The 14,829-nt window shown below is 70.8% G+C and carries 15 protein-coding genes; 4 read left to right on the top strand and 11 right to left on the bottom strand.

Features of this window, described 5'->3' with window-relative positions:
- Window positions 1–38 precede the first annotated feature (38 nt).
- From OG246_RS39625 to OG246_RS39645, 5 genes are all read right to left on the bottom strand, one after another.
- Entirely contained in the window at window positions 39–902 is an 864-nt protein-coding gene (locus OG246_RS39625) for a TIGR03619 family F420-dependent LLM class oxidoreductase (protein WP_266474063.1), read from the bottom strand.
- 4 nt (window positions 903–906) lie between these two features.
- Window positions 907–1,308, bottom strand: coding sequence for a MerR family transcriptional regulator (locus OG246_RS39630; RefSeq protein ID WP_266474064.1), 402 nt, complete (start codon window positions 1,306–1,308; stop codon window positions 907–909).
- 67 nt (window positions 1,309–1,375) lie between these two features.
- A complete protein-coding gene (locus tag OG246_RS39635; RefSeq protein WP_266474065.1) occupies window positions 1,376–2,539 on the bottom strand; it encodes a damage-control phosphatase ARMT1 family protein in 1,164 nt (387 codons plus the stop codon).
- A complete protein-coding gene (locus OG246_RS39640) occupies window positions 2,532–3,122 on the bottom strand; it encodes a hypothetical protein (protein WP_266474066.1) in 591 nt (196 codons plus the stop codon). The genes OG246_RS39635 and OG246_RS39640 overlap by 8 nt, the downstream gene beginning before the upstream one ends.
- A 158-nt stretch (window positions 3,123–3,280) precedes the next feature.
- A complete protein-coding gene (locus OG246_RS39645) occupies window positions 3,281–5,089 on the bottom strand; it encodes a S8 family serine peptidase (protein ID WP_266474067.1) in 1,809 nt (602 codons plus the stop codon).
- 469 nt (window positions 5,090–5,558) lie between these two features.
- Between OG246_RS39645 and OG246_RS39650 the strand changes: the two genes are divergently transcribed.
- Window positions 5,559–6,494, top strand: a complete 936-nt coding sequence (locus OG246_RS39650) for a lytic polysaccharide monooxygenase (protein WP_266474068.1) — start codon at window positions 5,559–5,561, stop codon at window positions 6,492–6,494.
- 18 nt (window positions 6,495–6,512) lie between these two features.
- Here the strand turns inward: OG246_RS39650 and OG246_RS39655 are convergent, their stop codons facing one another.
- A complete protein-coding gene (locus tag OG246_RS39655; RefSeq protein WP_266474070.1) occupies window positions 6,513–7,178 on the bottom strand; it encodes a Tat pathway signal sequence domain protein in 666 nt (221 codons plus the stop codon).
- A 737-nt stretch (window positions 7,179–7,915) separates the two neighbouring features.
- Between OG246_RS39655 and OG246_RS39660 the strand changes: the two genes are divergently transcribed.
- From OG246_RS39660 to OG246_RS39670, 3 genes are all read left to right on the top strand, one after another.
- Window positions 7,916–8,599, top strand: a complete 684-nt coding sequence (locus tag OG246_RS39660) for a DUF6230 family protein (protein ID WP_266474072.1) — start codon at window positions 7,916–7,918, stop codon at window positions 8,597–8,599.
- Complete coding sequence (locus OG246_RS39665) at window positions 8,599–9,012, top strand: DUF6114 domain-containing protein (RefSeq protein WP_266474073.1); 414 nt, start codon at window positions 8,599–8,601, stop codon at window positions 9,010–9,012. The genes OG246_RS39660 and OG246_RS39665 overlap by 1 nt, the downstream gene beginning before the upstream one ends.
- Window positions 9,013–9,274: 262 nt before the next feature.
- Window positions 9,275–10,519 (top strand): cytochrome P450, encoded by a 1,245-nt coding sequence (locus OG246_RS39670; RefSeq protein WP_266474075.1) that lies wholly within the window; start codon window positions 9,275–9,277, stop codon window positions 10,517–10,519.
- A 10-nt stretch (window positions 10,520–10,529) separates the two neighbouring features.
- Here OG246_RS39670 and OG246_RS39675 read toward each other — a convergent pair whose 3' ends face one another.
- Genes OG246_RS39675 through OG246_RS39695 form a run of 5 tightly spaced genes read right to left on the bottom strand, consistent with a single transcriptional unit; the run spans window position 10,530 to window position 14,556 of the window.
- On the bottom strand, window positions 10,530–11,882 hold the full coding sequence (locus OG246_RS39675; RefSeq protein ID WP_266474077.1) for a cytochrome P450: 1,353 nt from the start codon (window positions 11,880–11,882) through the stop codon (window positions 10,530–10,532).
- Window positions 11,879–12,481, bottom strand: coding sequence for an ATP/GTP-binding protein (locus OG246_RS39680; protein ID WP_266474078.1), 603 nt, complete (start codon window positions 12,479–12,481; stop codon window positions 11,879–11,881). Before OG246_RS39680 ends, OG246_RS39675 begins: the two co-directional genes overlap by 4 nt.
- The gene (locus OG246_RS39685; RefSeq protein WP_266474080.1) at window positions 12,459–12,821 is read right to left on the bottom strand and encodes a DUF742 domain-containing protein; all 363 of its coding nucleotides are present in this window, start codon (window positions 12,819–12,821) and stop codon (window positions 12,459–12,461) included. Before OG246_RS39685 ends, OG246_RS39680 begins: the two co-directional genes overlap by 23 nt.
- Window positions 12,818–13,231, bottom strand: a complete 414-nt coding sequence (locus OG246_RS39690; RefSeq protein ID WP_266474081.1) for a roadblock/LC7 domain-containing protein — start codon at window positions 13,229–13,231, stop codon at window positions 12,818–12,820. The genes OG246_RS39685 and OG246_RS39690 overlap by 4 nt, the downstream gene beginning before the upstream one ends.
- Window positions 13,228–14,556: an ATP-binding protein gene (locus OG246_RS39695; protein ID WP_266474082.1), complete on the bottom strand. Its 1,329-nt coding sequence runs from the start codon at window positions 14,554–14,556 to the stop codon at window positions 13,228–13,230. The genes OG246_RS39690 and OG246_RS39695 overlap by 4 nt, the downstream gene beginning before the upstream one ends.
- Between the last annotated feature and the right edge of the window lie 273 nt (window positions 14,557–14,829).

Below are 14,829 nucleotides of genomic sequence, written 5' to 3' on the forward strand. Positions count from 1 at the left end.
GGGGCGGGCTCCTCCGGAGGCTCCGCCCCCTCGGCCCCTCAGCCGCCGGAGAACACCGGCAGCACCTCCGCCGCCACCCACGCGAGCGCGTCGGGCAGCGCCTCCGTCGTCACCGGAAGCCAGAGGGAGCAGGAGGCGAGACCGGCCTCGGCGAGCCGACCGAGTTCGTCGTTCACGCTGTCGGCGGTGGCCTCTTCGCCGCCGAGCGGACGCCACGGCATGTCCACGGCCGGGGAGAAGCCCGGTGGCACGAGGAACGCGCCCGAGGTCAGCGCGAGGGTGTCCGGATCCCGGCCGGCCTCCTTGCCGAGCGTCGCGAGCCGTTCCCGTACGGCGGTCAGGGCGGCCGCGTCGACTCCCGAGCCGTGCCACCCGTCGCCGTACCGCAGGGCCCGGCCCAGTGCCGCGTCGCTCTCTCCGCCGATCCACACCTCGGGTCCGCCGGGGGTGCGCGGCCGTACTCCCAGCCGCATCCCCTCGGCCCGGTCCTCCCACAACTCCCGCATGACGGCGAGCTGTTCGTCCATCCGCTTGCCGCGCCCGCGCAACGAGGCACCCACCGCGGCGAACTCCGCCGGGTCCCAGCCGGTGCCGACGCCGAGCGTGAAACGGCCGCCCGAGACGCGGTCGAGGGTGGCCGCCTGATGGGCGAGGACGACGGGGTTGTAGAGCGGCAGGATCAGGACGCTGGTCACCACCCGGATCCGGTCCGTCGCGCCCGCGATCGCCGACAGCAGCACCAGCGGGTCCGCGGTCACCCCCAGGTCGCCCGCGAGGACATGGCTCCCTGCAACAAGGTGGTCGAAGCCCAGCCGCTCGGCCGTGCGGGCCGTCTCCAGGACCCCGTCGAGTTCGCTCTCCTGTCCCGGCCACAGCCGGTGCGGCCCCACTCCGATCCGCATACCCTCAGCTCCCCTCACGCGCGTCCAGCGCGTCCCGTGTCCGCTCCACCTGTCCGGCCAGCCGTTCGCGCAGTTGCCGCAGCGCGCCGATCCGCCGGTCCAACTCGTCGAGCCGGTCAGCGGCGGTCTCCAACGCGCCTTCGCACAGCGGCAGTTGATCCAAGGGTTCGTCCAGGCAGCCGTGGCCCAGCGGCTCCCGGATGTCGTCGACGGTCAGCCCCGCACGCAGCAGACCCTGGATGTTGGCGGCGCGGACCACGACCGACTCGTCGTAGTCCCGGTAGCCGTTGGCCGTCCGTCCGGCAGCCAGCAGGCCCTGCTGCTCGTAGTACCTCAACGACCGAGTGCTGACGCCCGTCCTGCGGGACAGCTCCCCGATGAGCATGCCGATGGATTCCCTTCGCACGCCGCGACGTTAGGGCCCTGACACTAGTGTCAGGGTCAACGCCCCGACAGCGGACGGCGGTTCGCCGTCACCGCCTGGCCTGAATCAGCGCATGCGTGCCGCTCGTGCGCCAGCGCTGCTCCTCGGCGGCGACGAGTGCGGCCTCGGTGCGGGCGTCGAGACCGATGGTCACGTCGGACTTGAGGGTGCGCAGGGCGGCGACCGGACCCGGGAAGTACGCGGTGGGGGTCGCGAAGGGTGTGGTGGCGGGGCGGAACCGGTCGCCGATCAGGCGGCGGTAGTTCAGGTCACCCTTCATGATCGTCACGTCCGCCGAGGCGAACTCCGCGCGCAGGTCGTCCGGCATGTCGGCGTACGGCAGGGGTGCGCAGGAGAAGGGGTGGGCCCGGACCGTGAGGCGGCCGTCGGTCATCGCCGACCAGAGGCGGTGGCCCGACTCACCGGCGGCGCCCTTCGCGGCGGCGAGGTGACGCACCGCGTCGACCACGTCCGCGGTCGTGGCGTCGGAGACGTAGTACGGGTACGGCTTCACGTGCAGGACGGCCCGCCCCGCGCGGCCATGGCGCAGGAGATGGTCGATGAGGAGCAGGTCGGGGATGAGTTCGCGGCCCGCGTTGTCCGCGACCACGCAGAGGGTGCCACCTGCGAACAGCGAACGGAGCAACTCGCTGTCATCGGCCACGAGTGGGGGACTGTCGGCCGTGTCGCCGTCGGAGCCGGCAAGGCGGAAGCCGAGGTCCGCGCGGTTGCCCCACAGCGAGCCGTGCAGCAGCGCCAACTCCTGGTCCTCGACCGGCTGGTGCGCGAGGTCGTCGAGCGCGGCGAGTTCCCCGTCCGCCTCCGGGGTGTCGAGTTCGGCGAGCTTGAAGGGGCGGAAGGGGTCAATGCCACGCCAGGGTCCGGGGGCGAAGTAGCCGACGGATTCGAGGAGTTGGCGGTAGAAGTAGCTCTCGGACCACAGGAAGGGCACGTCGAACCAGGACCGGCCGAAGTACTCCCGTCCCCACGCCTCCCACTGCTCACGGCCCTCCGCCTGCGCACCGAGCGGTTCGATGACGCCCTCGGTGCAGTTCTCCAGCAGGGCGTCGAGCGCACGCTGCTGCTCGGGGGCGTACGGGAAGGCGTTGCGCACCTTGCGGATGAGCGCCGGGTGCCGCTCGGCCAGCACGCTCCACGGGAACGAGCCGGGCGCGTTGCTGAGGATCACGGGTGCGCCTTCGGCGTCAGACATGGCGGTGCGGTCCTCCGGTGCGGGACAAGGCCTCGGCAGGCACAGTAGCCTCCTTGGCCTTGTCGTCATGGGCTAGCCGGTCCGCGTAACCCGCCTCGGTCCACATCAGCTTCTTGAACTGCTCGGGTGTCAGCGTCCCCTGCCACTGCGAGCCGTCCGGGCAGAACACCGACTCGCAGCCGGAGCAGTAGTACCCCGCCCGCCACAGCCGCTCCGCGCGCAGTTCACCCCTGGGCACGACGACCCTCTCGCGAGCCTCGCCGCGGATCACCACGATGGTCCCGACGAACAGCAGGACCGCGAGGAGCACCCCGCCGATCGTGTACAGCGGCTTGTCCTGCTGCACACCGGTGTACGCGAGTCCGACGCCCAGGCCGGTGAACACCATGCCTTCGAGGAAGTGCATGAACGAGTCGAAGGAGTCCGTCGCGCCGGGCGACACGGCCAGGCGGTCGGCCAGGCTGCCGCGCTCAGGCTTCCCGCCGGACCTCCAGTCGGCCTTCTCGCCGGCCTTCTCCCCGGCTTTCCCTCCGGCCTTTTCGCCGGCTTTCTGCTCGGAGCGGGCCTGCTCAACCGTACGCACCGAGGATCCGCCACAGCCCGGACACATTACGCCAGCTGCCCCTTGGGCCGACTCGTTCACCATGGCCGTCACAGTATCCGGCGTGCACAACGGCCTCGCGGCGCCCCGGAACCCGGGACGCCGCGAGGCACCGTACGAGATACGACAGAAGCCGGTTGTCAGAAGGTCAGCTTCCAGCTGTTGACCGTGCCCGTGTCCTGCGCGGCCGTGTCCTGGACGCGGAGCTTCCAGGTGCCGTTCGCGGTCTCGCTGGAGGCGTCGACCGTGTACGTGGTGCTGACGTTGTCCGCGGAGTCCGAGGAGCTGGAGGCCTTCAGGCGGTACGTCGAACCGTCCGGGGCGACCAGGTCGATCACCAGGTCACCGCGGTAGGTGTGGGTGATGTCGACGCCGACCTGGAGGGCGGTGGGCGCGTTGCCGGTGCGGCCGCTGACGGTGATCGGCGACTCCACGGCGGAGCCCGCGTCCGGGATCGCGACGGCCGAAGCGCTGGTGAAGGTGGTGCCCCCCGTGGAGCCGCCGGACCCGCTCACCGCCTGCACCGTCTTCGTCGCGTCCGCCAGACCGGCACCGCAGCCACCGGTGCAGGCCCCGGGCAGGGCACGGGCGTTGGTCTTGATGGCCGACTCGATCTGGGCCGGGGTCAGCGAGGAGTTCGCCGACTTCATCAGCGCCACCAGGCCCGCGATGTGCGGGGTGGCCATGCTGGTGCCCTGGTAGTACGCGTAGGACTCCGTGGACGCGGTCTTCGTACCGGAGTTCAGCGTGGAGAGGATGCCGTTGGCCGTACCGGTGCTGGTCTGGCCGCCGGGGGCCGCGATGTCCACGAGGGTGCCGTAGTTGGAGTACGAGGCACGGGCGCCGGTGCGGCTCGTCGCGGCGACGTTGATGACGTTGCTGCAGCTCGACGGGGAGAAGCCCGAGGTGTTGGAGTTCTCGTTGCCCGCGGCCACGACGACCGTCGTACCGCGGTTCACGGCGGCGGTGATCGCGGTCTGCGTGGCGGAGGTGCAGGCACCCGAGCCGCCGAGGCTCATGTTGATGACCTTGGCGACGTTGGTGTTGGCGGGCACGCCGGAGACCGTGCCGCCGGACGCCCAGGTGATGGCGTCGATGATGTCGGAGTCGTAGCCGCCGCACTTGCCGAGGACCCGCAGCGGGGAGACCTTCGCGTTGTACGCGATGCCCGCGACGCCCTTGGTGTTGTTGGTGACGGCGGCGATGGTGCCCGCGACGTGCGTGCCGTGCCAGGAGGAGTTGCTGGAACCCGTGCCGGTGCCGCACTCGTCGGTCGCGTACCAGTCGCCCGGGTCGGCCGGGTTGCTGTCGCGCCCGTCGCCGTCGACCGAGACCGCGGTGTCGGAGATGAAGTCGTAGCCCGCGACGATGTTTCCGGCCACATCGGAGTGCGTGACGTAACCGGTGTCGATGACGGCGACCGTCACACCGCTGCCGGTGGAGGTGGCCCAGGCGCCCGGGACGTTCATGCCGGCGGTGGCCTCGAAGAGGTCCCACTGCTTGGAGTACTCGGTGTCGTTCGGGTCGGCCAGCGGCTTGTTGATGCGGTCCGGTACGACGTAGGCGACCTGCGGGTCGGCCTGGTACTGCGCGATGACGTCGGCGACATCCGCCTTCTTGAGCTCGGCGCCCAGGTCGACCAGGGCCGCGCCGGTGCCGAGGCGGCGCTGGAAGTCGAGGTCCTCGCCCGCCTTCTCGCCCTTGGCCCGGGCGTCGGCGTCGGCGGCCGTGTTGGACTTGGCCTCGGTGGCGCCGGACTTGTAGCCGACGATCAGGCGCTCGGCGGGAGCGGCGGCCGCGTTCGCGGCGGCGGTGGTCTCGGCGGCCGGGGCGGCGTCGGGAGTCTGGGCGACGGCGACCGAGGTGGTCGTACCGGCCAGCAGCGCGGCGGATATCGCGGCGACGGATATCAGCTTCCGTCTGGCGTCGCGGGAGGGGGAAGGACGCAAGGGCTTGCCTTTCGGGGCCGGCTCCGGGCAGCGCGGTGCGAGGCGGAGCAGCGGTCGATTCGCTTCGTCGTCGAAGCGGCGGGGGGTGCAAAACCAGAAAGCGGCGCGGTGGCCGACCATGCGCGTAGCGACCGGTGAGGGGTTACCTGTGGGGTGGCTGTGGTCGAACGATAGGCAAAGCGCAGGTAAGAGGGATACAGGGGAAACCCTCGACTTGGCTGGTAACCAACCCTCGGATACGGGCGGTTGGCCGGGAACGCCCGGGTTCGGCACCGTTGCGGATCTGAACGCAGGGCGCTCGGTTCCCGTACTCCACCGTGCGGTGCGGCCGCTCAAGTGATGCGGTGCGGCCGCACCGGCTTTCTGCTGTGCCTGCCGTGCCTGCTTTCCCGCCGTATCTGCCTTGCCGCTTTCCCTGTTGCACCCGCCTTGCCGCTGTCCCCACCGCCCCGCCGAGGAGACCGTCCCGATGACCGTGACCGCACACCGCACCGCCGCAGCGGCCGCCGTCGCCGTGGGTGTACCCCTGCTGCTCACCACGCTCGCCGCGGGACCGGCCCAGGCGCATGGCGCGCCGACGGATCCGGTCAGCCGGGTGGTGGCGTGCTCGCCCATGGGCGGGAGCAACACCCGCACAGCGGCCTGCGCGGCGGCGATCGCCGCGAACGGTGCGCCCTTCACGGCCTGGGACAACCTCCGGGTCGCCGGTGTCAACGGCCGCGACCGCGAGGTGATCCCCGACGGGCAGCTCTGCAGCGGGGGGCTGTCCGCTTATAAGGGCCTCGATCTCGCCCGCGCCGACTGGCCCTCGACCCGCCTGACTCCCGGTGCGGCCCTGACCCTCAAATACAGCTCGACCATCCCGCACACCGGGACCTTCAAGCTGTATCTGACCAAGCCGGGTTACGACCCGACACAGCCCCTGAAGTGGTCCGACCTGCCCTCTCAGCCGTTCGCCACCGCCACCGACCCGGCGCTCGTCAACGGTGCCTACAGCGTCAAGGCCACGCTGCCCTCCGACCGGACCGGCCGCCAGCTGCTCTTCACGATCTGGCAGAACTCCAGCACGTCGGACACCTATTACTCGTGCTCGGACGTGGTGTTCCCCGCAGCGGCCAAGGGCACGGGCGGAGCCGCCGCACCGGCGACATCCTCACCGGCACAGCGGACGCCTTCACCCACGACCAAGTCGCCGGAGCCGCCGCGGACGACCTCTCCGGCCGTGCAGACGCCCACACCCACGCAGACGGCCGCCTCACCGGCCCAGGAGACCGCTCCCGACGACCTCACCCCCGTCGCCGACAGCGATTCCGGCGGCAACACCGCGCTCCCCCTGGTAGCAGGCGGAGCGGCGGCGTTCCTCCTTGCCGCGGGGGTCGCCCTCACTGCTTGGCGACGCCGCTGAACAGGGCTCCGGCGTGGATCAGTTGACGTACACCACCGGGCTGCCCTCCTGGCTGGTGTCCGTGACGGGCGCGTACTTGGCAGTGAAGTAGCCGTTGCTGAAGCACAGGGACGAGCCGGAGAACTTCGTGAACTGCTGACCGGTGAAGGCGATGCTGTTGTCGGTGTTGCTCGCCGTGCCGGAGAGGCTCGGCGCCCGGTAGACGCAGGTGATGCTGCCCAGCAGGGTGCGCAGAACGACGGTGGTCTGGATGGTCGAGCCGGCGGCCGGAGTGACGGTGACCGTGCCGTCGGAGGCCACCGTGGTGGTGTAAGGGAGGTTGTCGACGGTGACGCCCGTGACGCCGAGCACCCCGATGACGTTGCTGGTGCAACCACTGGTGGCGAAGGTGTGCCCGGTGAGCGACTCGGTGGCCGTTCCCGGAGCCGCCGGATTGTCGGTGACGGTGGCGGTGAAGGCCGACGAGGTGCAGGAGATGCCGCTCGTGCCGGTGCTGCTGGAGTAGAGCGTGGCAGCGGTGCCGCTCGCCAGCGAGGCGTTGAGGACGTCACCGACGGCGACGGGGGTTCCGCCGAGGCTGCCGGTGGTGAGCACCGGGGTGTCGGCGGCGGCCGCGGGGACGGTGGCGGACACCGCGAGCGCCGTGGCGGCACCGATGAGGGCGAGGAGGGATCGAGTACGCATGGGGGTGCCTCTTTCCGGAGGGGTGCGAGTGCGTGATTCCGACGGGGTGCGGGTGTGCGTTCCTGAAGGGGGTGCCCGTTCCTGAAGGGGGTGCGCGTTCCCGAAGGGGGTGCGCGTTCCCGAAGGGGGTGCGCGTTCCCGAAGGGGGTGCGCGTTCCCGAAGGGGGTGCGCGGGCAGGGGGCCGCTGCCGGCCCGTGACGTCTTCTCCGTACGCGACGGACCGGCAGCGACAACGGGGCTACCGGGCACGGCCCAAGGGGGAAGGCGACCGTGCCGGTGCCGTGGGGGGGCTGGACAGGAGATTGCGCCGCGCGCATTTCGGATGCGCTTCAGATGCACATGGCATGCGCTTTCGGGTGTGTCACGCCGCCCCGCGACAGAGCGGGGACCAGGAGGGTGACATGTGCCGCGCTGCGGATCCGGCGCCACGGATCCGTGGAGACAAGGGAGAGTTCTAGACCCGCCGGACGGTCAACGTCAAGGCAGGGAACGGAAGTTGGAGATCAGAGCGGCCGCCCTCTTCACAGCTGTCGCACAACCGCCACCCTTTTCCCACAGGTCCCTTGACCCACGTCTGTAACCCCCGGTAACTTCCTCGACGGCTACTGAGGCGTAACAAGAAAGCCCTTCCATCCGCCAGGAGAGACAAGGGTGCCCGCGTCGCAGCCGCTGTCCGCGCCAGGACAACACGCCGTTGAATCCCCTAACCCGCATCGCCCATGCCCAGGGAGCAGACATGGCCTCGTCCTCGGACGCCACGGCGTCCAACCCATCCACCCCGTCCGACCCGGAAAGCACGGAAAGCGGTTCCGCCGCCGACGAACCGGTGAGACGCGGGCGGGTCCGCCTGCGCAGAGCCGCCGTGATGGCGGTACCGGCCACCGCGATCGCCGCGGGGCTGATGATCCTCACCGCGCAGGGCGCTCTCGGCGTCCAGTTCGCCATCTCCGGCATGCCGTTCACGGTCACCGCCACCGAGCTCAAGGGAACCGGCTTCGAGCAGTTCGGCGGCCTCGACTACATGGCCGAGGGCAGCCCCAACGCCGGCGACACCGGCGGCCAGGTCCTGGTCGTCACCTCCGCGATCAAGAGAGCGACCCTCACCAAGCTGTGCCAGAGCGTCGACCTGGGCGGCACGAACCTGCTCATCAAGGCGGGCGGCGGCGAGGAGAAGGTGCAGGCGAGCCACCTCACCACCGACTCCACGGAACTGTCGGGCGACGCGTCCTTCAAGAACATCGAGATCGGCAACGACGCCAGCACCCTCGACAAGGCCGGAGTCCAGGGCCCCATCGGCGTGTTCAGCCAGCAGGCCGACACCGTCCGTATCGCGAACCTGCGGCAGACCAACTACGCGACCACGGCGGCGGTGTTCAAGCTCCCCGGCCTCAACCTCAGTTTCAGCTCCCAGGGTTGCTGATGAATCGCATCACGAAGCCAGGGGACCTGAGGTCCGATTTCCGGCAGTGGCGCGCGCACCGCCCCTTCTGGGGCGGGCTGCTGCTCACCCTGGCGGGGGCGGAGATCCTGCTCACCGAGAAGGCGTCCATGAAGGTCGTCATGCACATGGGCGCGCAGGGCCTGGCCGGCTATCTGCTGCCGACCCTGATGGTGCTCTGCGGCCTGCTGATCCTCTTCAACCCGGTGCAGCGCCTCTTCTACTCCCTCCTCGGCATCCTCCTCACCCTCGGCACCTGGGTCACCTCCAACCTCGGCGGCTTCTTCGTCGGCCTCCTCCTCGGAGCCGTCGGCAGCTGCCTCGCCTTCGGCTGGCTCCCGGACCAGGAACCGCGCCGTCCGCGCCGCCGTCTTCTGCGCCGCGGACACGCCTAGGCGTGGCCTAGGGCCTGTCCGGCGGATCAGGCCGCAGACGCGGGGTCTGGCACGCCCACCTGTGTTTGCAAGGTGCCGTTGCTTTCCTCCGGCCTGATCCGCCGGACAGGCCCTAACCACCAGAACGATCAACTTGCCTGTACGCGCAGGGAAGTTGCCCTCGTACGCAACGGGCGCCGGGCGATCTCGCTGGGCAACCGGACGGCAGCTTAGGGTGATGTGCCGAATGACCGGCGCATGCCTGATGCCGTGGAGGCTCCTGATGGGAAACCCCAGCCCTTTAGTGATCGACCCGACCGGCCGCGACATTCACGGCGAGGGTGCCCGCATCCGTGCAGCGGGGCCGGTGGCCCGTGTCGCACTGCCCGGCGGCGTGGAGGCCTGGGCGGTGAGCAGCCCCGATCTGCTCAAGAGGCTGCTCACCGACCCCCGGGTGTCCAAGGACGCCCGGCAGCACTGGCCCCGGTTCGCGAACGGGGAGATCACCCCGGAGTGGCCGCTGTTCACCTGGGTCGCCGTGCAGAACATGTTCACCGCGTACGGCGGCGACCACAAACGCCTCCGCGTCCTGGTGTCCAAGGCGTTCACCGCCCGCCGGACGGCAGCGCTCCAGCCACGGATCGAGGAGATCACCAAGGGGCTCCTCGACCGCATCGAGGAAGCCGGAAGCGGTTCCCAAGTCGTCGATCTGCGCGAGGAGTTCTGCTATCCGCTGCCGATCCAGGTGATCAGCGAACTGTTCGGCCTGCCCGAGGAGGGCGGTCCTGAGCTGCGCCGGCTGGTGGACCGCATCTTCGACACCTCCGCCGACCCGGGCGAGATGACGGCCGCCTACGAGCGGTTGTACGTCGTCCTGGCCGAACTCGTCGCCGCCAAGCGGGAGTCGCCCGGCGACGACCTGACCACCGGCCTCATCGCGGCCCGCGACGAGGAGGGCAGCACTCAGCTCGCCGAGCAGGAACTCCTCGACACCCTGGTGCTGATGATCAGCGCCGGGCACGAGACCACGGTCAACCTCATCGACAACGCCGTCCACGCCCTGCTCACCCACCCGGACCAGCTCGCGGCCGTGCGGGCGGGCCGGGCCTCGTGGGACGACGTGGTCGAGGAGACGCTGCGGGTGGACGCACCGGTCGCCAGCCTGCCGCTGCGGTACGCCGTGACGGACCTCGACCTCACCGAACTCGGCGTCCCCGACGGGACCGTGATCGCCAAGGGTGAGGCGATCCTGGCCTCCTACGCCGCCGCCGGACGCGACACCGAGCGGCACGGAAAGGACGCCGACCGCTTCGACGTCACCCGCGCCGACAAGGAGCACCTGGCCTTCGGCTACGGCGTGCACCACTGCCTCGGCGCCCCGCTGGGCCGCATGGAGGCGCGCATCGCGCTACCGGCGCTCTTCGACCGGTTCCCCGGCCTCCAACTCGCCGTTCCCGAGGACGAGTTGCGGCCGGTGGACTCCTTCATCTCCAACGGCCACCGCTCCCTTCCCGTTCGGGTCCGCTAGCCGGGAACGGTCACTCCCCGCGCCACCAGGCCAGCAGCCGGGCCCAGCCGCTCTTCGGACGGTCGGGCACCGCTGCGGGCTCCTCCCCCGCCGCCACCGGTACGGCGCTCGCGTACGACGGCCGCCCGCCGTCCGTCCGTACGACAGCCGTGGCGGGCGGAAAACGCACGGGCAGTGCGGCGAGCGCCCGGTGGAACGGGCCGGGCCGCCAGACCAACTCCTCGACGGGAACGGCCAGTTCGACATCCGGAAGCCGGTCGAGGAGCTTCTCCACCGCGACCGCCGCGATCAGCCGGGCCGGGCTCTGCGCGGGGCAGTTGTGCGGTCCCGCGCTCCACGCCAGGTGGGCACGGTTGCCCGCCCGCTGATCGGCTGCCAGAGCGGGGTCGGTGTTCGCGGCGGCGAAACTGACGACGAGCGGGGCGCCCGCGCGCAGCAACACCCCCTCGTACACGACGTCGTGCATCGGGAAGTGCACGGCGTAGTTGGCCATCGGCGGGTCGGCCCACAGCACCTCGTCGAGGGCGTCCTCCACGGGCAGGCTGCCGCCGGACAGATCCCCCGCGAACCGGTCGTCGGACAGCAGCAGGCGCAGGCTGTTGGCGATCAGGTTCTGCTGGGGCTCGGTGCCCGCGCCCATCAGCAGGACAAGGCTGTGGATCATCTCCTCGTCCGTCAGCCCGGCGGGGTGCGCCATCAGCCAGGACGTCATGTCCTGCCCCGGCCTGGCCCGCTTCAGCGTGACCAGGTCCACCAGCGTGGCGGTGAGCAGCTCGTTCGCCTTCTCGGCGTCCACCCCGTCGAAGATCCCGGACATGCCCTCGACCAGCCGGACACCGTACTCCGCCGGGCAGCCGAAGAGGTGGTTGAAGACCAGCAGCGGCAGGACCTGCGCGTACTCACCGAGCAGGTCCGCCGTTCCGAGCGGCGCGAACCGGTCGACGAGCGTGTCGGCGCTGCGCTCCACGTACCCGCGCAGCATGCTCGGCTCCACCCGGGCCAGGCTGTCGGCGATCGCCCCGCGCAGCCGGCGGTGCTCCTCCCCGTCGGTGAACAGCGCGTTCGGCCGGTACGCCATCATCGGCACGACCGGGCTGTCCATCGGCACGGTGCCGTCGGAGAGGTCCGTCCAGCGGCGAGGGTCCTTGGAGAAGGTCTCGGGACTGCGCAGGACGTGCAGGGCGGCGTCGTACCCGGTGACGAGCGTGGCCTGGACGCCGGGCGCCAGCTCGACGGGCGCGGTCGGCCCGGCCTTGCGCAGCCGCCGGTAGACGGCGGCGGGATCGGCCGCGAACTCCGGTCCGTGCAGCGGCTCGTGGAACGGGCAGCCCCGTGGGGGAACGGGCGGCGGTACGGCAGTCACGCGTGCTCCAAGTCGCCGGTGCGGGTCAGCAGATACTCGACGAGGGTGATCAGCGCCTCCGTGGACGAGACCGGGTCGCGCGCGTCGCAGCGCACGAGCGGGGTCGACGGCAGCAGGTCGAGGGCCTCGCGCACCTCGGCAAGACCGTATGCGGAGGCGTCGTCGAAGTCGTTCAGGGCAACGGCGTACGGCAGCCCCAACTCCTCCAGTACACCCATGAATTCGAAGGACTCTCCCAGGCGCCGGGTGTCGGCAAGGACGAGCGCGCCGAGGGCTCCGTGAGTCATGTCCTGCCACAGCTCGGAGAAACGCTGCTGCCCCGGGGTGCCGAACAGGTAGAGGACCAGCGAGTCGTTGAGGGTGAGGCGGCCGAAGTCGAGGGCCACCGTCGTGGTCGTCTTGTCCGTCGTACCCGCCAAGTCGTCGACGAGGGCGCCGGCTTCGGTCATGATCTCCTCGGTGCGCAGCGGCCGTATCTCGGACAGCGCTCCGACGAAGGTGGTCTTGCCGACCGCGAAGTGGCCCACGACCAGCAGCTTGACGGCCGTCTGCACGCCGGGCCGGAGATAGACGTCGTCAGAGGCGGGCGCGGAGCCCATCGAGCACCTCCTGAAGGATGCTGGTGTCGGACGGCTGGGCGGACGGAATCGGCGCGCGGGTGACGATGTGCCCGCTGTCCATCAGGTCGGCGATCAGCACCTTCGTGACGCTGACCGGCAGCGCCAGATGCCCGGCCACCTCGACGACCGACAGCGCTCCGGGCCGGCACAGCTCCATCAGCCGGCGCTTCTCCGGGCTCAGGCCGGTCAGCGGCAGATCCTCGGCGGCGATCAGCAGGGTGACGAGGTCCAGGGTGTTGCGGGACGGCTGGGAGCGGCCCTCCGTGACGACGTAGGACCGCACCAGCCGCTCGCCCAGGCGGCGGCGCCCGGGCGTCATGCCGGGCTGCCGGTGTCCTGCCGGGCCGGGCTGGTCAGCTCCTTGCCGAGCCGGTCGACCAGTTTGTGCATGCGGTAGGTGACCGCCTCCATGTCCACGTTCTCGGTGGTCGACACCGCGAGGTGGGTACCCTCACCGGCGGCGACGAGGAAGACGTACCCGTGCGCGAACTCGATCAGCGTCTGCCGCCAGGGGGTGTCCGGGCTGCCGCAGAACTCGGCGGTGCTGCGGCTGATCGACTGCACTCCGGACAGGCCCGCGGCCATCCGCTCGGCGTCGTCCCGGTCGATGTCCGCGGAGTGGGCCCGGAGCATGCCGTCGGCGGAGAGCAGGATCGCGTGCCGCGCCTCCGGCACCTTCAGGACCTCGTCGAGCATCCACCCCAGCTCGTTGGTCATGGGCGCGATCATCCCTGTGTGTTCCCTTCGGTCATGTGGGGGGTTTCATCGGCTGCGTCGGGGATGTCCTGCGCGGCCCGGCCGAAGCGGGTGCCGCGGGCGAACGCGCCCATGCGCCGGGCCTGCTCCTCGGCCGAGCGGTCTCCGGGCTCCTCGGCGGCTGCGGCGGTGGCCGTTTCGGAGACCGTCGCCGCCCTTGGTGCGCGGCGGCGCCGCTTCGGCAGGCCTCCGGCGGTGGTCGCTTCGGCGGACACGGGTTCGGCGGTGCGGGGCTCGCGCGCCGACTCGGTGGTTCGCGCCGGTTCGGCCGTGGGCTCCTGGACCGTGGCTGCGGCCGTGTCCACATGCGTGAGCAGCGCGGCCGGTACGAACACCACGGCGCGGACACCCCCGTAGGGCGAGCGCGTGTCCACGGAGACGCTGAACCCGTACCGCGCGGCGAGCACTCCGATGACGGCGAAGCCGAACTGGGGCGGGTCGTCGAGCCGGGTCACGTCCACCGCGTGGCGTCCGGAGAGCAGTTCGGCGGCGTCCTCGGTCGCCTGGCCGTCCATGCCGACCCCGGCGTCGTCGATGACCACACAGGCGCCGTTGTGCACGGACTGGACGTTGACCTCGACGGTCGTGTTGGGCTGCGAGTGGCGGGCCGCGTTGTCCAGGAGTTCGGCGATGGCGAGGACCACCGGCTCCACCGCCCGGCTCTCGACGGCGATGTCGACCTGCCCGATGATCCGGATCCGCCGGTAGTCACGGATGCGGGAGGTCGCGCCCCGCACGACCTCGATCAGCGCGGAGGTGGCCCGCTGCCGTCCGGGCCACGAGCCGCACAGCACGGCGATGGCCTGTGCCCGGCGGCCGAACTGGGCGTTGGTGTGGTCGATTTCGAGGAGGTCGCGCAGCACGTCGGGGTGGTCGTGGCGGTCCTGCATCTCCGAGATGGACACCTGCTGCTCGTTGGCCAGGGCCTGGATCGAGCGCATCGACGCCTTCAGGGCGGCCTTCGCGGACTGGTCGGCACGGGACTGCGCGTGCTCCACGGCACCGGAGAAGCGTTCGAGGACGCTGTCGAGGCACTTGGCGAAGTCGGTGTCGGCCAGCCGGACGTCGAGCAGACCGGTCGCGGGGCCCGATTGCTGCGGGGAGTCGGCGAGGGCCGGCAGGCGGACCGCGACCACATGGCGCAGCTCCTCGTCCCGGGCCCGCAGTTCGTCCGCCAGCTCGGCGGTCCGCCCGCGCTGCCGCGCGGTGATCCCGCGCTGGCGCACCAGCAGCACGGTGACGGCGAGCAGCGAGACGGCCAGGCACCAGAACGCCACCTCCGGTATCGGTTCGGTCATGGGGTTCAAGTCCTCTGAAGGCGTACGTGAGTCGACGGGGGCGCGAGTAACGGCGTACGTGAGTCGGTGAGGGCGCGAGCGGGGACGTGCGTCAGTCGATGAGGGCGTGAGCAGGGGCGTGCGTGAGTCGATTGGGGCGCAAGTGACGCGGCGCACGACGCTAGCCGCGCGGCGGCTTCGGCGCTTGCGCCCGCGCGCAAGGAAGTTGCTGTCATGCGCACTGACCGTGTGGACTAGGCTGACCGCGAGTAACTACGGCCGTTGGTACGGGAG

The organism is Streptomyces sp. NBC_00620, from assembly GCF_026341825.1.
GTDB lineage: Bacteria > Actinomycetota > Actinomycetes > Streptomycetales > Streptomycetaceae > Streptomyces.